The organism is Hungatella sp. SB206, from assembly GCF_051132295.1.
Lineage (GTDB): Bacteria > Bacillota > Clostridia > Lachnospirales > Lachnospiraceae > Hungatella > Hungatella effluvii.
Genome location: NZ_CP096603.1, coordinates 2,706,099 through 2,726,340, shown reverse-complemented (window position 1 = coordinate 2,726,340; position 20,242 = coordinate 2,706,099). Strand labels below are relative to the sequence as shown.

Sequence of the window (20,242 nt, the reverse complement as noted above, 5' to 3'; positions counted from 1 at the left end):
GTGATGTGTCAATATACGAATTTAGAAGTGATATATATCTCTCCGTCCAGCAAACTGCTTCGCGGAAAGGACAGCCACACCGGCAGCTGGGTGGTACTTAAGACCGGAGGCCAGGAACATATGACTCAGGAGGCGGCTGCGCGGCTGCGGCGCGAATATCAGATCATGCAGCGGATAGACAGCCCTTATGTGGTAAAGGCGCTTGGCGAGGTCACGCTGGACGAGCGCTGCTATCTGGTGGAGGAATTCTGTCCGGGGATCACGCTGAGCAGGCTGCTGAAACAGGGCGCCCTGGAGATGTCGGATTTCTACCGGATCGCAAAACAGCTGGTGATGGGCCTGCGGGACATACACGAGGCGGGCATCATCCACAAAGATATAAACCCCTCCAATATCATGTATGACGCGGAGTCCGGCCGGGTGGTGGTGCTGGACTTCGGTATCTCCTCCATGTTTATGCACGAACAGATGTCGGGGACCCGACTTGATAATATTGAGGGGACTCTCCGCTACATCGCCCCGGAGCAGACCGGGCGAATGAATGCGGAGTTGGATTATCGCGCAGATTTTTATTCCCTGGGCATAACATTGTATCAAATGCTGACAGGGCGTCATCCATTTGATGCGGAGACCCCCACAGAACTGGTTTTTTCTCATATTGCGAAGACACCGCCGAATCTTCGCGTAATTTTGCCCAATGTGCCTCCCATGCTTGCGGACGTCATAGATAAGCTCCTGTCCAAGATGGCAAAAGACCGCTATTTAAGCAGCGAGGGCCTTCTTTATGATCTGACCCGGTGCCAAAGGGAAAAGGCATTCGTGCTTGGCGAAAAGGATTTCAGCCGGCGATTTGAATTCACCCACCGGCTGTATGGGCGGGAAGAACAAATCACCCAGCTGCAGAGTGACTTCAAGGAAGTGGCGTCCGGTTCCAAGATTCTTGTCTCCATCAGCGGCTATTCCGGCATTGGAAAGACCTCGCTGGTCAATCAGCTTCAGGAGGCGGCTCAGCGGACCAGCGGTATGTTTCTGCAAGGAAAGTTTGACCAGTATCACGCCAACGTACCCTACTTTGCCTTCTTTGAAGCCATAAAACAATTTTGCAGCATGATCTTCATGGAGCCGGAGGAGAGTATCGTCAAGTGGAAACAGACACTGTCGGAGCACCTGGGCGGAGACGCGGCTTTGCTGACCGGTAAAGTGGCGGAACTGGCCCTGCTGACCGGCAATCAGCCAACCGCTAAGGACATGGGGCCGCTGGAGGAGCGGACCAGGTTCAAAGCCGTGTTGGAAAAGCTTCTGTCCCTGCTGGCTGCACCGGAGCATCCTCTGGTTCTGTTTTTGGACGATGTGCACCGGGCGGATATGGGCTCCCTGGAAATGCTGGAAGAGCTGTTCAAAAATGAGGATATCCACGATTTAATGATTATCGTCTGCTATCGCGACAATGAGGTAAGCAGCGAACATCCGCTCACCCTCAGCCTGAATAAAATCATACAGCGGGGCGGGCGGGTCACGCAGCTCAACTTAAAAGGGCTGGACCCGGAAAGCACCGCACAGATGCTGGGAGATATATTCAAAACGGAAGCGGACACGACTTCCGCGCTGGCGGAAATCCTTTATAGGAAGACCAAGGGAAATCCATTTTACATCAAGCAGTTTCTGCGGCTGTGCCATTCAAAAGGCTACCTGAAGCTGGATATGGACACCGGAAGCTGGAGCTGGAAGGAGGCGGAAATCCGGGCCTGCCCCGCTCAGGAGAATGTAGTGGACTTCCTGACGGAAAATCTGAATCAGTTTTCGGAGGAGACAATCTCTCTGCTGTCCTTTGGCGCCTGTATCGGTCAGAGCTTTTCTGTGGAGGATTTGTCCTCTGTCTGTGGCCTGCCGGAACGTGAAATCAACCGCAGGCTGATTACGGCGGTGGCACAGGAGGCGGTTTATCCCATAGAAAAGGATGGGAAAACCGGCCTGAAGACCATGTATCAGTTTGCCCACGACCGGTTTCAGCAGGTGTTCTATACGGCTCTGCCTGAAAAGGTGCGGACAAATGTCCATTACCTGCTTGGAAAGCGGTATGAGGAACGCTTGTGCGCCGCAGGCGATCTGGACGAACGGGTATTTGAAATCGCGGACCACTACGCAATAGGGCTTGGGGAGGCGGAGGATCAGGAAGAACGGCGCCGGATTCAGGAGTTCCTGCTGGATACGGCGCACCGGTGCGGGCTGGTATCCGCCTTCGATACTGCGGAGCGGTACCTTAACCTCCTTCTCTCCCAGCCGGAGTTGAAGCGCCCGGAAAACCGCCCGTTCCTCACCAAAATCTACATGGAATATCATGCGGCGCTGTGCAATCTTGTTAAAGAGGAAGAATGCGACAGGATCTACGGAATGCTCTGTAATCTGGTGACGGAGCCCACTGAGCTGGTAGACAGCTGCCGCCTGCAGATATCAAGCTTCTCCAACCGGGGCCGGTATGAGGACGCCTTTGAGATCGGGCTCGCCCTGCTTAGACAGCTGGGAGTCACCTTCCCCGAAGAAAATATTAAGCTGACCCTGGAGCGGGATATCGCATCCTTTTATCAGGAGCTGGAGGCCCTTGGAGCGGAAGATATCCTGAATCTCAAAGAAGCCGAAGACCCGGTGGAGGCTGGGATCAGTAAATTGCTCTGCCGCCTGTGCGGCCCGACCTTTTTCTTTAATCCCGATTATTCCTACTGGACGGTATTTACGGCTGTGCGGCGCATGTTCCGGCATGGCTATACTCCTCATGCCCTGCAGATGTATTCCAATGTGATGATGCCTCTGGGGGAACTGCGCAGGGATTACCGGACATCTTACGCGGCCGGAAAGTCGGCTATGCGTCTGGCCGAAAAGCACCAGTACAGGGAGGTAATCCACTCCATCTACTGTATGTTTGCTCTCCATACCGGCCATTGGTTCGAAGATGTGGTCAATGAGATCCCCTATGCAAAGGAGTCCATAAAGGGCAACGCCCAAATGGGAGACTTTGAGTACGCCTGCTACGGCTATTATGGGCTAATGATGGCGGTCATGGAAAGCGCGGCCCATGTGGATGAGCTGTGGAACGAGGTACAGGCCGGAGTTAAGTTTGCAGAGAAAACCGGCAGCGACCATGCTTTGGGCAGCTTTTTGAGTTTTCAACAGCTGTGCAGGAGTATCCGCGGGGAGCTCTCCCTCACCGGAAGCTTTGATGGAAACGGATTTTCCGAACAGGCCCATCTGGAGCGGTTTTCCCATAACCTGCAGGCAATCAGCTATTACCATGTCATTCGGGCTCTGTCGGCAGTAATCTACCGGGATTATCCCACGGCCTGCCGGCTGTGCAGAGACGCTGTGCCTCTGCTCCCGTATGTTTCCAGCTTTTACAACGTAGCGCTCCACAATTTCCTGTATTCCCTGTCCATCTGCCAGGTTCTGGAGACCGGGGATTATGAGCCGGAGACAAGGCCGATGTTTTTGCGTGTCCTGGAAGAAAACCAGGACTGGCTGAAAGAACGAAGCAGCGACGCGTTTTGCAATTATGGACATCTTTATCTTGTGATCGAGGCGGAGCGGAAAGCAGCCAAAGGCTGTATCGGAGAGGCCCTGCAGCTTTACGAAGATGCCCTGGAGGCCGCAAAAAAGCATGACCGCAGCCTTCATCATGCCATCCTCTGCGATGTGGCCGCGCTGCGCTATGAGAGGCTGGGGATCAAATCGGCGGCCAGACACTACCTGTCGGATACCTACCGGCTGTACAGCCATTGGGGTGCAGAGGGTAAGTGCGCCCGGATGCGGCAGGACTACCCGGATCTGGCGGGCCTGTGGAAGAACGATAGCCGGCAAAGCACCCTGTCTGAAGATTCTATCCGCACCACCGCTTCGCTGGATATGCGCTCTGTGCTGAAGGCGTCCCAGGCCATTTCGGAAGAACTTGAACTGGAAGGCATCCTGGAAAAGCTGATCCACAGTCTCCTGGAATGCGCGGGAGCACAGCATATCTACTATCTGAGCCAGACAGATTCCGGGTATGAGATCCAGGCGGAGGGCCATTCCGGGGCCAAGGATGTATGCATCGTATCAAAGCGGCCGGCGGAGGACCGGGATATTCCGCTGAGCATCGTATCGTATGCAGAAAGAACACTGGAGGCCGTGATCCTGGAAGACGGAGAGAACTCCAGAGTCTTCGGGAAGGACATCCATATCAAAGTGAACCACTGCAAGTCAGTCCTATGCATGCCAATCCTCAGTAAGGGGGAGCTAAAGGGCATCCTTTACCTGGAAAACAACCTGGCCGCGGGCGTTTTTGACCAGCGGAGAAAAGAAAACCTCATGCCCATTGCGGCACAGCTGGCCATTTCTCTTGAAAACGCCTATTTATATGAGCACCTGCGCTTTCTGGTAGATGAGCGGACGAAGGCACTACGGGAGGAAATCAAGGTGCGGAAGCGGGCGGAGGAAAAGTTAGCCCGTATGGCAAACTACGACGCACTCACCGGACTTCCCAACCGCAGACTGTTTCACAAAATCTTGTCCCGGCTGCTCCTGGAGGCAGAAAACAGCGGGCAGCTGCTTGCTGTCCTCTACATGGATCTGGATGGATTCAAAGAGGTCAACGACACCTATGGCCATGAAAAGGGTGACCTGGTATTGGAGGAGACAGCCAGACGGCTGATCCGTGCCGTGCGCGGCGGCGATATCGTGTCCCATATGGGCGGCGACGAGTTCGTTCTCTTGTTGAGCCGGATCATGGCGGACGAAGAGATCCGGCACGTCTGCGAACGGATTCTCTCTGAGATTAGGCAGCCTTTCAGGCTCTCAGAGTATCTGTTTGTTGAAATGACTGCCAGTATCGGGATCAGCGTCTATCCCAGGGATGGTCAGGACGAAAAGGAACTTCTCTCCCGCGCCGACCAGGCCATGTACAGGATCAAAAAAAGTGACAAAAACTTTTACTCGTTTACAGATCCCCTTTCTGAAGCGCAGGAGAAGCCTTAAAAGAAAATACTATACCCGGCGGCGCCGGCGTGGGCAAAACCATTGCTGGTCATGGAAAGGTGGAGATCGATGGAAAAAACAATGACGGCCCAGGAGACGTTTCAGGCTTTTTGCAACGCATTGTACGATCGGAGAAGCGCCGAGGAGGTTTATAGATTTTTGCGGTGAGTTCTATTTTGTGGGCACCAGGGAACCAACCCAGTTGCTCTGAGGACTCTGGTAGTGGACTATGACGTGGCGGTATGCGAAAGCGCCGTAGCCACGCTCAATGAAATGGAAATCACCGCCGAATGGGGGGGGACAGCGGACGCAGGGCCATCGAACGGGTACAATCGATGTGGGACACAGGAATTATTACGATATGATCCTCATCGACCGGAAGATGCCGGATATCGACGGCCTCGCTCTTTCCTCGATTATATCATCATACAGTCTTTTAAGTGCAATTGCATACATGCGTATACTTTACTGCGTTTATCGTTAATATCAGCCCCTCTTCTCTAATAAACCATCAGCAATGCATGGATATCCTTCACAATTTTCTCATCCAACGGCTAATTCTTTGCAATACACTGTTTCACATAACGATATGCCTTCTGATGGTTGACTGTTTCGTATATCTCCCGGAGTTGGTAGACACCGGCAAATCGCTGGATAAAAATTTTGAGTATTGCCCATATTTTCATGCCGAAACAATTTTATGATCTTCAATCAGATAAATTTGGTCGCACAGCAGTTCAATATCCTGGTAATGATGGGACGTGAGAAAAATCGTTTTTCCTTCCGCTTTTAGTTCCAGCAGCATCTGCTTCATCTCCTCATAAGTCTTATAATCCAGCGCATTAAACGGTTCATCCAGAACAAGTATATCCTGGTTTTCCATAATCGCCTGTGCCAGGCCAAGCTTTTGTTTCATACCAAGAGAGTAATTATCCACTTTTGTTCTGTTGTCAGGGTCCAGCCCCACCTTCAGCATGGCCTCCCGAACTTCTTTTTCACCAATCTTACCCTGAATGGCAGCCAGAAATTTTAAGTTCTGCAGGCCACTATAGATACCGACAAAACCAGGGGAATTGATAAATACACCGACCTGTTCAGGAAAATCCCGCCCCTTCCCCAACTGTTTACCGCGAATAAGAACCTGGCCTGAATCCGGACTTTCAAAACCGCAGAGAATTTTAAATAATACGGATTTTCCGCTCCCGTTGGCCCCCACAAGGCCCACTGCCGCTCCCTGCTTCACTGCAAAGGAGATATTTTCCAATATAACGTTTTGTCCAAAGCATTTTGTTATATTCTTAAGTTCAATATATGCGTCCATTACTTCCTCCTGATTTTATGGTTTTATCATTTCATTACTCTTAACGGAACAACCTCCGATATCCATATCTCAAGTTCCACATCCCCCAAAATAGAATCATCAAAATCTGAATGTCAAAAACAATCAGAAACGTGATTCCCTGGGACGTCCCTATTGTCCCCATCCTGACCATACTTGACAAGCCAAAAGGACAAAATGCCGCAATTCCAAACGGCAGGACGCATAAAAAATTGCCCCCGATTAACGCCAGGAATCCTGCCGTGATCTGTTTCGTGCAGAGATAGATGGTAAACATCACCATATATTGAAACAGCATATCGCAAAATTTCAGGCTGACGGAGCCGGTAAGCCATTTCCACCCATTTTTCGTAATCGGAAATCCCAAAAACTGAATTCCAAGTAATCCGCCAATTAGCCAAAACACGCAGTACAGGAAAAGAAACAGGAAACTTGCGGTCCATAGAGAGAGCACCATTCGCCGCCGCCCTTCTGCCCGGATTGAAACGAACAGCGACTGACCGCTCACCGTCTCTTCCATGAAAGCCGCCAGTAAATAGATTGGAGAACCGTTTACAATCAGCATCTCAAGGAAAGACAGAATATGCAGGTAACCGGTCCCATGTCCGGAAAACAAAAGAAAGACCCAATCTTCTGCCGTACTTTCGTTCGGATAAGTAAGTCCCTTATATCCTGCGATTACGGCAATCACAGCACACAGAACCGCCAGATTCTTTTTTGAGCATAATTTTCTCATATAATACGGAACCAGTCCCCGGTGAAAGACAGGTACATATCGAAACCGGAACCGCCATAGAAAACGTGCCGTCACCAGCATTATAACTGTCAGCAGACCGACCGTGACGACTGTGACAGCCATACGGCCGCCTCCCAGGCTGTGATGCAGGATCAGCAGATGATTCAGTCCTGTGACAGGAAACCCCTGCAGAAGCGGTATTTTGATCCACACAGCGGCAAGCACGTAGAGAAACATAAGAATCCACACCGTCCATCTGCTTCCGGCAAAGTGGCCAAGCCACATGCAAAAGCCTGCCATAAACCAGGTTCCCGCCATCTGAAACCCAGAATACGCTGCAAACGCAGACGCTGGATTTTTAAAATACCGTTCCAGAACAGAGAATAGTTCCGAAACGGCTGTCCCCTCCAAAAGCCCCCAGTGATTGCCGCCGGCGAGTCCGGCGCCGGTCAAAAGAATCACCGCAGTTTGAACGGAGAGGATTGCAAGTGCAGCCGCTCCGGCAGCCAGCCATTTCCTGCAAAAATAGGAGAAATAGCTGCGAAAACGCAGGATGGTGATTTCGCTGTCATCTTCCATCCAGGAATAATAAGTAAGAAGTACCATTGGAATTACAAAATAAATCAGATAATAGTGGTCGGAGACAACAGACAGTAAGTACTGCTCAAAGGTCAGTCTGATATTGATCCTGCCGCTGAGTGAAAAAACCAGACAGCCTGCGAGAAAAACAGGCAGCTTTCCGCGCATGGTAAGCCGTATATGGTTTCTTGCCAGCATCCTCAAAGCCATCTCCTCCTATCCCTCTGCCACAGAAGCCTTTTTGATTCTCGTCAAATAAAGCGCAGAAACAATAATCACGATAACCAGCAGCACAGGCCCCACTATCATAGAACCGGCCGTGATCGCATCGTCTGCCATACTCGTCGGTTCAAAAGCTGTAACAAGCCGGTATTTAGGCAGCTGCAGGATGGACAGAATAAAATTTTCCAGTATCAGATAGATAAACGGGCCAGTCAGAATCACGAAGATATTTTTTACATACATGGATAAAACAAACCCCAAGGTCATAACCAGGACCCCGATCATTCCTTTCCACATTGACAGGAGAAATGCATAGACCAGAGGCGTCTGAGTATAGGTTTCCATCAGAACATGGCTAAAGGATTCATTTTCATAAAGCACCGGCTGATTCACGTATAATGCAGCGGCGGCCGACAGCATCAGGGGGATGAACAGGATCGAAAATGCAGATAATGCATAGACCAGCCATTTTGCGGTCAGATACCTTCTCTGCCTGACACGCGGCAGCACATACAGTAAAAAGTTATTTTTCCGCTCATAATATAGATTCCAGCACACCGGTATTACCACAAATAAGGGAAACAGCAGGGCGAAAAATGCAGTTCCGATTTCCCAGGAATCCAGCCGGAACCACAGCCGGTAACTCTTATCCAGTGTACAGGTCAAAATACAGGATACCGCAGTCAAAAGCAGCGTGATCATCAATACAGGCACCCGGACCTTTTTCCATTCCGTTTTCATTAAATAAAACATTTCAATCATTCCCTTCTTGTTTTTTTTCAAGTATATCAGTATACTTTGGTTGCATCAATAAGCCGGGAACCAGTGTGGGGTTTAGGGGAACAAAATGATTTTCATTCCCTTAAACCCCACGTTTATACCTTTATTCTTCACCGATACGTTAGCGTTCTGTCCTACGGAAGAAGAATGCCAAAGACCACATAATTCTTCTGACCCACTGTTTCATTCCGTGTCACAATTTTCCCATGGCAGCGTTCCGCCAGCTTAAGCACGTTGTAGAGTCCAAAACCGTGGGAAGACCGGTCCTTTTTCGTGGTAACGCCTTTGCCAAACAGTTTCATGAATTCCGTATTGGATAAAGGCGCTGCCGGATTCCACACGGTTAATTCCAGATATCGATCCTCCTGGCGGGTTTTCAAATAAACGGTATCCCCGGCCGAAGAAGCTTCCAGCGCGTTGTCAAGCAGGATACCGATTACCTCAATCCATTCAGTCTCCGGTGTGGCGCTTTTCTTAAACAGACCTTGAAAGTCAAGTTCTATGCTGATATCTAAAAATTCAGCCTGTTTTACTTTGCCATACAGCATCCCCGCGATTATTTTACTGTCACAGACCAGTAAGTCACGATCCCTGGGAGAGAGCGATATCCCTTTCATCAGTGCCGCCACATTTTCTTTCGCCTCTTCCAGTGTTGCGGCGGAGCTTACGGCGGATTCTATGGACATAATACGGTTGTTAAATTCGTGCTGCCGTGCCCTGACCTGGGAAATCAATTCCTCTACAATCGGTACATACTGTTCTATCATCTGGATATACTTCTGCTCCTGGATTCTCCGCTGATTGTAATGCAGCAGCACACCGTCAGCCAGAAGACAGAAAAGCAGGATAACGCCGATGATTCTTAAATGCCCCATAAAACGGCTGATATCGAAAGAAAAAATGGAGAGCGCCATAATCAGGATAATTCCAATATTGGCAGATACAAGCCTTGCGGTAAAGCCGCCATCTTTCATCGTATCTCTGCCCCGGTCAAAGGCGTCTGTATGGGACAGAAGGAAGATAAATAAAAGCGACAACAGCCTGCTGCCGATCAGGATTCCATTGCCCCATATGCCGCAAAGGGAGAGCAGGGCCACACTGACGGTCCGAACCAGCAGATAAAGTGAAACAACTGCCATGGTTCCGCAAAACGCCCAGCCATTATCCGGTAATTTATAATAGACGCTGTTCATCAGTAAAATCAGCAGGATCAGAATCAGCAGCAATACCACATTATTGGAGGGCGCAATTTCATACCCTTCTGCGGCAAACTGTGGTCCTGACGGACTGCTTCCAACCGACAGCTCCGCTCTCGCTGCCATAAAAAAAATCGTAATGATGGGTAACAGCAGGAAGTCTTTTTTCTCCCTGTCCTCTCTTTGTTTAAAGACGGCCTGACAGCACTGCAAAATCAGTCCCGCATCCAGCAGTATTTGCAGCAGTTTTAAGATTGTATCCATGCCGTTCACCATAGCGCAGACTGGTACTTTGTCCCCACAGGAATGATTTCGCTGTGGTTTCTAAGCACAATCTGCCTGTCCGTTTTGTTGACTTTTTCTATATAGCTCCGGTTAACAAGATAGCTTTTATGGCATTGGATGAAAGACGGATCGTTCAGCATCTCCAGCAGCCGCGCCAGGGAATACCCCGAAATGGTATCCTGCTTCTGCCCAAGCTGCGGGCTGTCGGTATGAATGACTATTTTTTTGCCATAGGCTTCCAAATATACAATACTGGACACGTCATACTCTAAAATAAACTGTTTTTGCTCAAGGCAAAGCTTTTTCCCGGCGGGGCGAAGCTGTCTGGATAAGCCAATAGCGCTGTTAAACGCCTCCCGAAATTCTGTTTCCGTAAAAGGCTTTATCAAAAATCCATAGCACTGCACATCCCGGTATGCCGTCAGCTCCTCTCCGGCCAGCGCTGTTTCAAATAGAATCGGGGTGTACTTATATGCCTCCAGCGCCCGAAGCTGCCTCGCAAGATTCGTCCCTTTGTAATCGGCCAGCTGGATATCCAAAATAAACAGGGAAACAGACTCCCTGCACGCATAGGAATAGGCCTCCCCCGCCATCGGAAAGACGATGACCTCATATCCGGGATCTATATTTTCAATGAATTTCCTGATTCGTTCTGAGGCGGCAGGGTTGTCCTCAACCAGAAGAATTTTTTCCATATTATATGCTCCGTTTTTTCTTTATTTTGCACAATGTTGATTTCTTGTATAAGCTAAAAGCTATTTTGCACTGGTACATTTCGTCAAAAAATAACCGGTTTTTCCCTCAAGGATTTCATCAATATATCTCGTTAATTTATTCAAAAACTGTACATCGTCATCACAGGCTGCTATGCGAATCATGTCTGGCACTGCCTCGCCTCCTGTCTTCTTTTCGTTCTGGCCATACTCTTTTCCAATCTAAAATAAAATTATTTTCAGTTTTTATGATACAGGCAATAAAAAGGCTCTTTGATTTATCCAAAGCAATTCATTATCTGAAAAAATGTTTTATATATTATAATACCACACAAATCAAACGCAGAAAAGCCAATTTTCGTGAGCGGTCATTTCTGTTTCGCAAGCGGTGTTACAGAATGATATTGATAATCGGGATGATTTCGAGCTTTATGATGAACGATTTAAAGGAGAAGAAAACCAAAGTTCAGAAGTAGATATTTATCATATACCAGAATAATCTGTGTGGTGAAGTACCGGGTAATATCGCCATATGAGGTTTCCGGCTCCCCGTACATTTCAAACATCATCTCGACGTAATTCACCTCCGCGTTTTCCACCAGCTTTTTTGTTTTGATCCTGTATTTTGGCTGCCATAAGCAGCCAATCAAAAAAAAGCACGACAGCCGCAAAGGCGTCGTGCTTTTTTGTCAGCTTCGGGCCACAGTGGCCTGAAGCACTCTGTGAAAAATCACGCCAAATAATACTTGCCAGGGATCGGGGAGAGTTGAATGGTCATCTGCTTTTTCGGCTGGGCCTCCAGCAGGAACGGCACGATCCCATCCTCCGGCAGCCGGTTTCCGGGCAGAATCGTCTGCTTGTCAAATTTAAAGGTGACGCACCATGCGTCCGCACCACCAGCCAGAGAAGCTCCCAGCGGGAAGCAGAACTCGCTCTCATCGTCCCGCAGGATATCGATGAACTCCCGGCAGTCGGCGGGAACGGCGTCACTCACCTTCATTTCGCTGATGGCCTCCGCCGTGGCCGTCAGCCACTCAATATCATAAATATGGGCGCTGTCCAGGGCGAACACAAAAACAGCGGGAAGGTACTCCTCTGTACCAGGGAGCCATAGATTACTGTTGGCCTGCACCACCGCGCCGTATATCAGGGGGGCATTGGCGAATTTATTACGCCATTTGTCTTTGCCAAACAGGGGTGCTTTTCCAGCCACGTCCCGGAAAAAAACGCTTTCCGTACTGCGGGGCGTAGAGCGGTAAGGCGTTAGCTTGTTCAAATCCGTGGGGATAGCGGTGGCTTGGCGCTGTTCCGCAAAGGCTGCCTCGTCGGTCTCCTCCTGTGCGGCAATTTCCGCCTGCTTGCCACGGACAGAGGACATATCGTAGCCCTTTTTCTCCATCTTGGCAATCTCTTCCTCGGTCATAGCAGCTTCCCAGCCGCCTGCCTCTTTTACCGGGTCAAATCCAAACAATCCCATAATTAATCTCCTTTTCCAACATTAATTTTACATGAGTACCCATAGCACCACGCTGCACAGGATGATAACAATTCCGCCGAGCCCTTGCAGGATGCGATATCCCTTATCGCCAAAATGCCGATAGACGGAGGCACGAAAGTCCCACGTATTTTCACCCTGAGGATCGCAGACCCATTTCCAGCGGAAGATCGCCCCCAGCAGAAACAGCGCCCCCACCACAATGAGAAAGAGCTGCCAGTTAGCTTGCAGGAACGGCATGACCCATTTCATAAATCTTGTGTATAAATCGCTCATGGTGTTCTCCTTTCTATCTGGCGTGTATGAAAATCAGCCCGATAAACGGGAAGTTAGCTATTTACCGCTCTGGTCGTTCATCCTTAAAATCCTATCTTCCGCGCCCCAGGCCAAGGGCACTCTTTCCATTGTCCCTCGTTATCTTCCGGTTTTCCGGTAAGCAAATCAATGGCGGCATCCGTCAGATAACCCAGATAACTTTCAGCCGCACTGTCTCCGCAAAGCAGCTTCCACATCAGGCCGCCGAACAAGTAAGAACTTGCAAATTCACGCCAGCTATGCAGACTTTCTACCGCCCGTTGAGAAAGTTCCCATAAAATCCCTTCCGCTTCGCCCTCGGTGATCCAGCCGAGATAATAACCCCAGCGGGCCAGCATAGCCGCCCGCCCGACATCCCAGCCGGTCATAAAGCCGGGGATATAACGCGCTTTATAATGCTGTGCAAACCGCCAGCCACGGCTCGCAGACTCCCGATCTTCCTCGTCCATGGAATCTTCCAGCACTTGCTCCACAGTATCTGCCTCACAATAGATTTGATACCGAAGCTCATAGCCCTCCTGGCTTAAATATCGAATGGTATCCAACAATTCACTACGGCCATTGATCCCCCAGGAACGCCGCATCAGGGAAACAATCTTCTGTTCCATAACCGGGGTATGCAGCTCCACGTCCATGCCGCCCAAATCATGGCTATTCAAGCTGGAAATCATACCCGAAAGTAAAACGCCAAAATGTTTCCATTGGGGAGCGTTTTTAGGGTATGTAACAGGTTCAGCTTCCGGGAGAGTCTCGATCTGCGCTAACTTTTGATCCAAAAGTGCATAGAGTTCCCGTTCCAATGCGAGATCAAGTTCCCGTTCCTCAGACGCATCCTCTTCGTCTTCCATGGCCAGCGTTTCCAAGGCGGCAGTAATAATCCCCATATCTTCACCAAACATCTGCCTCATAAGGCCATCAACTCCAATAGCGGCAGCCTCAGTAACTTTCTGATCTACCGTTTGCTGGATCATTTCCTCGGACAAGGATATTTGTTGTATCATTTCTGGGCTAAACATTTTACCTAATATTTCGACCTGCAGTTGTGCGTCAGCGGCGGATTGAGCGGTTCCAGCCTGTGCAGCGCCGTCAGGTTCTGCGGAAACGTTCAATTTTTCCCGCATCCGCTCAATCTGCTGATTGCTTTCCTCCAATGACTTTTGAAGCGATTCAGCTGCTTTCTCCGTCGCTGCCTGCGCACGTTTCCTGATTTTATCAGGATCGACCATCCTCTTTTGCCTCCCGTTCTTCCGACGGCAGGGTGTGCCATGCTGTCGGTTTTTTATTTTTGAAAAGCCATTTTTTCAGTTGGTTTAATATTGCTTCCACAAAATGAAACCACAGGTTTCCGGCGATAAATACAATTACCAGAACAGCCAGCACGGCTCCAATCTGTCCCCAGGGCATGAAAACACCTCCTTATTTCTTCTGGAACTGCTTCAAGAAGAAATCGGTAAACGCCTTTACCTCCTCATCTTGGGAAACATAGACATACAGTTTCTCGTCCTCCAGCCATTCATAAACATTGATACCGATGTAGCTCTTCCTATCCGGATAAATAATAAATTCATCCGTGGGGAATTTGTTCTGATATGCCTTCAAAATGTCGCTCCGCCGATAGAAAGTGGCGTCACCGCAGCCCGACAGATCAGGAACAGTAGGAATTACAACAATAATCTGACTGGCCTCGTTCCAGCCTATGATCAGATTGCCGATCTTGGTTTTGCTGCCGTGGACGATACCGTAATTGAAACGCCCAACATCTTCCGTGTAGCCAAAAAGGATTTTGTAGTCGTCGCCGTTTTCTACCACTTGATTGAACAGAGCACGCATTTTTTTACGGTTGGCATCACTTTTTGCCATATCTACCTGAGGCCCCTTAAACAATTTTCCAAACAGTCCCATGCTAATATTCCTCCCATACTAATATTCTGAAATAATTTTATGCCTTTTGATTAAAGACACTAAAATACTTCGCACCAACACTCGCTAACTGCTTTGTCACTTCTGACCAGTGTGACCATAAGCATTTTTAATTACTATTGTTATTGCGATAGTATTTAAAATAGATTATACCTGAGCACTTGAAAAAAAGCAAGCCCCCGCGCATAGAAAAACGGCGCACCGTTTGAACGATGCGCCGTAAACTGTTATCCGCCTGTGTCAGCCAGGGAGGCCAGATACCGGGAAAGGGCAGTTGCCTGGGCCTGGGCTGTACGCTCCAATTCCTCCGGGAAAAAGAACGGGAGTGACCGGGCCGCCGAGTTGTAGATCAGGACGACGGAGAGGATCAGGTTGCCTAACTCCTTGGGAGTGCATTTTTCCTGGGGTATCTGCCAGAGGGCCAGCACCTGTTCGTAAAACCGCGCCTGCCCCTGCTGGTAAGTTTCAAACTCCTCCGGGCTTAGATGCTTATATACCCACATTTCCTCCTCTTGGGTCATCACAAAGAAATGGTGCTGGCAGCTATGTGTGACCATATCCAAAAAATGGTGGATCATTTCTTCCAGGCTCATATCCTGGTTTTCCGCGCTTTGCTGTACTTCCCGTAGCAGAAGCGTAATCTCGTAGTTGATGATGTGGATCACCAGCTCGGCCAGGGAGGAATAATAGTTTCCGTAAAAGAACGGTTTGGAGATGCCGACAGCCTGGAGGATGTCCTGGAGGGTGGTGCCTTTCAGTCCCCGCTGGGACAGCATTTCAAGACCCACCGCCAGCAAATCCCGCCCCACCTGCTCCCGTTCTTCCTTGGAATAGCCCTTCTTTGACATGGCCTCACCGCCTTTTTGTTAAGATACCAACATTTTACCACAGCGGCAGGGAAATGTCATGCGCTCTTTTGGAGAACGCTCCGGCTTTTTAATTTGCGAGTTCAACATTATCCCCCCGCCCTCCATGTTCCCTTTCGACAGTTTGTCAATTCATGCACCTTCCACTCTGGTAAGAGTAATGCTCTAAATATCCGATATCTCGTGCGTACCTTTTTCTATTGTTTCTAATACACCGCCCGAATTCTGTGGCGTAACCATTTGTCCGTTTCTTCCATCAGGCTCTTCATGTCTGCTTTCCCATATTTCTATCCAATGCTTCAATAATTAATAGATGATTTACTATGTTACAGTCAGGAAACTGACAATGGATTTTTTAAGAGCCGTGTAGGCAGACACATATATTTACATGCTGCAAAAGCGAATCCAGAACAAACTTTGCCGGTTAACTCACGATTAAAATCACGTGAATGCACCGGCAAAATTTTTAAATAGATATTTTATTTTGGCACTTCCATCATGCTGAGATAGCGGTCTAACTGCTGTTCTACCAATTCCGCAACCATCTCAGCAAATGGCGAAAGTTTCCCTTCCACTGCATAGGACTCCAAGGTATTAAAATACTCCAGGCGATTTTCTTTTGCAATAGACACAGGAGGAAACCCATTTGCCATAAGCTGATAATTCATAATCAAACGGGAAGTTCTCCCATTGCCATCTGGAAACGGATGGATTTTCACAAACTCCGCATGAGTCCATGATGCCAGTTCAATCGGGTTCAGTTCTCTGCCCTTCCAAGTCAAATCAGCATAAAAATCCTTAATATTTCGATACAATTCGCTGGGAGATGGAGGCGTATGCTGTGCACCGGAGATGTACACATCCACGTTCCGGTAAATTCCGCCGATAAAAATATTTTCCATCAGCAATGCATGGATATTCTTCACAATTTTCTCATCCAACTGCTGATTTGAACCGTAATCATCCATTTGTCGTTATTCGAAAATCCTGAAATAAAAAAATAAGTTCCATTCCCTTATCATGGCTGCGCCGCAAAAATTACAGCCTCATTACTAACATCCACTTTTTCAAATGCATTAATAATCTTTTCTTGAGCTTCTGGGCTCCAGTATATTTTCAGCATGCTTTTCGTACGTGTAATTGCGGTATAGAATATATTATATGTAATCTTCTCGTCCACCTCTTGTCCTAACTATCGTGCGCCATTGCCAATTTTCCCTTGTATATCTGAACCAAAAGTTCCAAATTGCAGCATTTGACAACGTACCGAATGACAGAAGCATCATAAAAGGCTGTGATATTGCAAGCTGCTGATGTGAACCGCGACAGTGGCTTGAGTCCACGTTCATATGCCCGCTTTGTATTTACGCTCATACTCCGCCCTATATATCCGTTTTCCCCCCCCCAGACACGGTCTTCTCTATTGTATATTTTTTCAGCACCTCATAAGCATCTTCCATGGTAAGGCCCTGTAAAACAGAGGTTCCTTTACCAAAGTATAGATCGGCAAACTTCCCATGAAAAGTGATTCTGGCCGCTGGACGTTTATAGATTCTTGTGTAGTCATAGAAAAGATTAATCCGTTTTGCTTTTGTAATTTCCGAATTTTTCACATAATCTCCTGCCTTCATCCGATTTCAATGGAAGAATAATATCTACTTACAATGCGGCCTCTATTTTCCTGATTTATACCAACTTATCAAAATCCGACTCATATAATTGATCTTGTTCTGCACGCTCTTAATGAATTCCCTTTTTCAAGATGTTGGCCGACAATACCCATTACCCCCACAGCAATAAGATTTTCATTTTCTACAATAGTTAAATGAGGTATTTCCTTTAATACATTCACCTTAGTCCAAGAAGGCGAAAGCACAATAATTTTTCGTGCTGAAAGACACCGTCATTGCGCTATAAAAATAGCGCTTCAAACAACAATCGGTTCTCATCGATAACATCGAATTCTCCGCCTGTCATAATCCATTTGAGAAGAATCCCATTTGATAAGCAACATAATGAATCACACAGTGTCTTGGGAGATGCAATTCGCTTAATTTGCCCTTCCTGCTGGGCTCGCTCAAGTAAGTTTGTTACGATATCCGATAGCCCGCCCTGTTCCGGCAGCAAAGGGATAACCTCATCCTTAAGGTATATGCGGTACAACTCTTTTGTCAAAGCAACACCGGCCTTTGTGACATGGCGGATGCGTATTTCTATAATCCTCAAAACTTGATTCGCATAGTCATGTGCACTTAAAATAGAGGCTAATTCATCACTGCTCAGCATATTATCAGTGGAAAAATAATCACGAATCAATTCATCCTTTGATTTGTAGTAATAATAAAATGCTGTTTTCGTAACATCAATCTCATTACATATATCATCTATGGTGATGTTTTCAAAACCAAATTTCTGAAACAAGCCGATAGCGGTTGACAAAAGCGCCTCCTTCGTAGCTCTCTTTTCAGCCATCATAACACCTCCGTTCCTGTATGCCTTTCATTATAAAATACTTTACTCTAAAAATCAATAACATTACTAGGGTAATGTTATTAGTAACTTTAGTATTGTTTTAATAACACAATAGGAGTATAATACTCCCAACGAAACCAAATTGGAGGTCTTACTTATGATGGAAAAAGCATCGCAGCCAATACTAATCGTTGGAGGAACAGGAGTACAGGGCGGCAATGTTGCACGTGAGCTGCTCAATCAAGAACTCATCAGGAACGGCGGCTTTCGTCATTGGACAATTCTCCATCCGTGCAAGTTCATGGAGAGCTTTGAAGAAGTGTCCGCCAGGGAAATGGAGCCAGAGCTGAAGGACGGCGTGCTTTTCGGTATATTGAAGCCTGACACCCAGGTAAAGTGGACTTGTGGCGACAATACCGCTCAATTTGCCCGTGCCGCGTTTGAAAGCCCGGAGAAGTTCAACAGGAAAGATATCAATGTGGCCGGAGATGAACTTCCGATAACGTGCAGGCATAAAGCCAAAACATTGTAAGTTATGCCAGCTTAAGAAATATGGAACAGACAAGGAGTTTGTAAGAAATGACAAATACAGTGAAATCGTTTTTGATGATTGGTCAGTCTAATATGGCTGGTCGTGGCCATCTCCATGAAGTAAAACCTATTGTAAATGAGAGAATTGTCATGCTGCGCAACGGAAGATGGCAGATGATGGCTGAGCCCATCAACTCTGACCGTTCAGTGGCCGGGATCGGTCTTGCGGCGTCTTTTGCAGATGCGTGGTGCGGTGTATACAAAGAAGGTCAAATTGGTCTTATACCATGTGCCGAAGGCGGTAGTGAAATAGATGAGTGGGATGTTGGTAAGGCGCTCTATGACCATGCAATCAGTGAAGCCAAGTTCGCTATGAAAAGCAGTCAATTGACAGGCATTCTGTGGCATCAGGGGGAATCTGACAGCATGGGCGGCAAGCATGAAATATATTATGAAAAACTAAATAGAATCATGAATGGGTTTAGAAAAGAACTAAAGGTGCCTAATATGCCAATTATCATTGGCGGATTGGGATGCTTTTTAGGTCAATCAGGTTTTGGAAAGAATTGTACCGAATATATGCAAATCAATGAGAAGTTAAAAAAATTTGCTTTTGAACAAGATTACTGCTACTTTGTTGATGCTGCCGGACTCACTTGTAACTCAGATGGCATTCATATAAATGCAGTTTCCCAAAGGAAGTTCGGCTTGCGGTATTTCGATGCGTTTTACCGCAAGCAGCATATATTAGAACCTTTCAGCAATGAAGATGAAAGGATCGCGGTTCTCGAATCAAGAACACATACAAAAAACGAAAAAATATTCTTATTAAGTACGCAATTGGCTTTAGGCGATATATCGTACAAAGAGTTTGAAACGCGATTGTCACAGATCCAGGAATAAATACAGAGCCATTGCCTACACCGACGGAAATCATCTTAGTAGAGAAAAGGGGCTGTAAAATAACTCCATAATGAAGAATCGCCAGTTCCGGTAAATGCCGGTTCTGGCGATTCTTCATTTTATTATACATTATTTGCCGTAATTATTGCTTTTCCTGGTAAAAAAGTGTGCACTTAATAAGGCTATGAGGATTACTCTTTCATTTTACGCAGCCAGACCTTTTCTCTGCTTTTTATTATGATATTTGTAAAGGTTGAAGCCACAGGAAATCAGCGTAAGTTCCAAAATTACGTTTTTCTCCCCTCTTCGGATTAGCCGTTTGTAAGACTTATCCCATTTTAAAACGCCGAAGGTTCCTTCCGCCTGTATACTGCGGTTCATTCTCAAAAGTGCTCCGTGTATGGATTCAAGGTTTGAGATCACCTCTTGATGGATAGAGGTTAGTTCCTCATTCATGCGGATCGTCCTTTTGTTGGATGCTTTAGGACAACAATCACTTTTATGCGGGCATCCTTCACACGATTCACATTCATAGATTTCTTCCGTTCTTCCATATTTGTTCTTGTATACATGCTGCCTGCTTTTAAAATGGAATTTTTTCCCGTTTGGACATATCAGATTCCCGGATCCATCCCGCTTAAAATTTACAGCCCGTTTTCTTAATTTTTATATACGGAGAAATTTGACACCTCCACCCCAATGGGGCGGGCGATACTCAATATCTGTATCGTGTTTGCTCAACCGGAATGGGAAACTATACAGAAGCGGGTGGCGGATGCTTATTTATCGTTGTCCGCCAACCTTATCTATTTAAACCGTTGAACCTCTAGGGGATCAGTTATATGGATGACACTATTTTTTATTGACTTTCAGCAGCAAAACAGCTTGT

17 protein-coding genes and 3 pseudogenes are annotated in these 20,242 nt (G+C 47.4%); 4 read left to right on the top strand and 16 right to left on the bottom strand.

Features of this window, described 5'->3' with window-relative positions; translation table 11 throughout:
- Window positions 1–3 precede the first annotated feature (3 nt).
- Both M1L66_RS11905 and M1L66_RS11900 read left to right on the top strand, forming a co-directional pair.
- A complete protein-coding gene (locus M1L66_RS11905) occupies window positions 4–5,001 on the top strand; it encodes a diguanylate cyclase domain-containing protein (protein WP_434693116.1) in 4,998 nt (1,665 codons plus the stop codon).
- A gap of 207 nt (window positions 5,002–5,208) precedes the next feature.
- Window positions 5,209–5,404 (top strand): annotated as a pseudogene (locus M1L66_RS11900) (response regulator); the annotation flags it as partial.
- Between the two features lie 279 nt (window positions 5,405–5,683).
- Here the strand turns inward: M1L66_RS11900 and M1L66_RS11895 are convergent.
- The 15 genes and pseudogenes from M1L66_RS11895 to M1L66_RS11825 all read right to left on the bottom strand — a co-directional run bounded on the left by M1L66_RS11895 (window position 5,684) and on the right by M1L66_RS11825 (window position 17,922).
- Window positions 5,684–6,322, bottom strand: a complete 639-nt coding sequence (locus M1L66_RS11895; protein ID WP_187021110.1) for an ABC transporter ATP-binding protein — start codon at window positions 6,320–6,322, stop codon at window positions 5,684–5,686.
- A 40-nt stretch (window positions 6,323–6,362) separates the two neighbouring features.
- Window positions 6,363–7,859 carry a hypothetical protein gene (locus M1L66_RS11890; RefSeq protein WP_434693113.1) on the bottom strand — a complete coding sequence of 499 codons (1,497 nt, stop codon included), beginning with the start codon at window positions 7,857–7,859 and terminating at the stop codon, window positions 6,363–6,365.
- Between the two features lie 12 nt (window positions 7,860–7,871).
- Complete coding sequence (locus M1L66_RS11885) at window positions 7,872–8,630, bottom strand: hypothetical protein (RefSeq protein WP_187021113.1); 759 nt, start codon at window positions 8,628–8,630, stop codon at window positions 7,872–7,874.
- Window positions 8,631–8,791: 161 nt separating this feature from the next.
- Window positions 8,792–10,117: a sensor histidine kinase gene (locus M1L66_RS11880; RefSeq protein WP_434693110.1), complete on the bottom strand. Its 1,326-nt coding sequence runs from the start codon at window positions 10,115–10,117 to the stop codon at window positions 8,792–8,794.
- Between the two features lie 5 nt (window positions 10,118–10,122).
- A complete protein-coding gene (locus M1L66_RS11875; RefSeq protein WP_187021116.1) occupies window positions 10,123–10,833 on the bottom strand; it encodes a LytR/AlgR family response regulator transcription factor in 711 nt (236 codons plus the stop codon).
- 60 nt (window positions 10,834–10,893) lie between these two features.
- Entirely contained in the window at window positions 10,894–11,025 is a 132-nt protein-coding gene (locus M1L66_RS11870; RefSeq protein WP_434693106.1) for a hypothetical protein, read from the bottom strand.
- Between the two features lie 556 nt (window positions 11,026–11,581).
- Window positions 11,582–12,328 (bottom strand): hypothetical protein, encoded by a 747-nt coding sequence (locus tag M1L66_RS11865; RefSeq protein WP_187021118.1) that lies wholly within the window; start codon window positions 12,326–12,328, stop codon window positions 11,582–11,584.
- 27 nt (window positions 12,329–12,355) lie between these two features.
- On the bottom strand, window positions 12,356–12,622 hold the full coding sequence (locus M1L66_RS11860; protein WP_434693103.1) for an immunity 17 family protein: 267 nt from the start codon (window positions 12,620–12,622) through the stop codon (window positions 12,356–12,358).
- Between the two features lie 83 nt (window positions 12,623–12,705).
- Window positions 12,706–13,887, bottom strand: a complete 1,182-nt coding sequence (locus tag M1L66_RS11855) for a DUF1266 domain-containing protein (RefSeq protein ID WP_434693100.1) — start codon at window positions 13,885–13,887, stop codon at window positions 12,706–12,708.
- Window positions 13,874–14,065 (bottom strand): hypothetical protein, encoded by a 192-nt coding sequence (locus M1L66_RS11850; RefSeq protein WP_187021122.1) that lies wholly within the window; start codon window positions 14,063–14,065, stop codon window positions 13,874–13,876. The genes M1L66_RS11855 and M1L66_RS11850 overlap by 14 nt, the downstream gene beginning before the upstream one ends.
- 12 nt (window positions 14,066–14,077) lie before the next feature.
- Window positions 14,078–14,563, bottom strand: coding sequence for a hypothetical protein (locus M1L66_RS11845; RefSeq protein WP_187021124.1), 486 nt, complete (start codon window positions 14,561–14,563; stop codon window positions 14,078–14,080).
- Window positions 14,564–14,808: 245 nt separating this feature from the next.
- Window positions 14,809–15,429 carry a TetR/AcrR family transcriptional regulator gene (locus tag M1L66_RS11840; protein ID WP_187021125.1) on the bottom strand — a complete coding sequence of 207 codons (621 nt, stop codon included), beginning with the start codon at window positions 15,427–15,429 and terminating at the stop codon, window positions 14,809–14,811.
- 497 nt (window positions 15,430–15,926) lie between these two features.
- Window positions 15,927–16,394 (bottom strand): annotated as a pseudogene (locus M1L66_RS11835) (Fic family protein); the annotation flags it as partial.
- A gap of 435 nt (window positions 16,395–16,829) precedes the next feature.
- Entirely contained in the window at window positions 16,830–17,060 is a 231-nt protein-coding gene (locus tag M1L66_RS11830) for a hypothetical protein (protein WP_434693096.1), read from the bottom strand.
- 298 nt (window positions 17,061–17,358) lie between these two features.
- Complete coding sequence (locus tag M1L66_RS11825) at window positions 17,359–17,922, bottom strand: TetR/AcrR family transcriptional regulator (protein WP_243270221.1); 564 nt, start codon at window positions 17,920–17,922, stop codon at window positions 17,359–17,361.
- A gap of 154 nt (window positions 17,923–18,076) precedes the next feature.
- Between M1L66_RS11825 and M1L66_RS11820 the strand changes: the two genes are divergently transcribed.
- Both M1L66_RS11820 and M1L66_RS11815 read left to right on the top strand, forming a co-directional pair.
- Window positions 18,077–18,451, top strand: coding sequence for a hypothetical protein (locus tag M1L66_RS11820; protein WP_434693092.1), 375 nt, complete (start codon window positions 18,077–18,079; stop codon window positions 18,449–18,451).
- A 47-nt stretch (window positions 18,452–18,498) separates the two neighbouring features.
- Window positions 18,499–19,353, top strand: coding sequence for a sialate O-acetylesterase (locus tag M1L66_RS11815; protein ID WP_434693090.1), 855 nt, complete (start codon window positions 18,499–18,501; stop codon window positions 19,351–19,353).
- Window positions 19,354–19,557: 204 nt separating this feature from the next.
- On the opposite strand, the pseudogene M1L66_RS11810 reads toward M1L66_RS11815, so the two are convergent.
- Window positions 19,558–20,007 (bottom strand): annotated as a pseudogene (locus tag M1L66_RS11810) (transposase); the annotation flags it as partial.
- Between the last annotated feature and the right edge of the window lie 235 nt (window positions 20,008–20,242).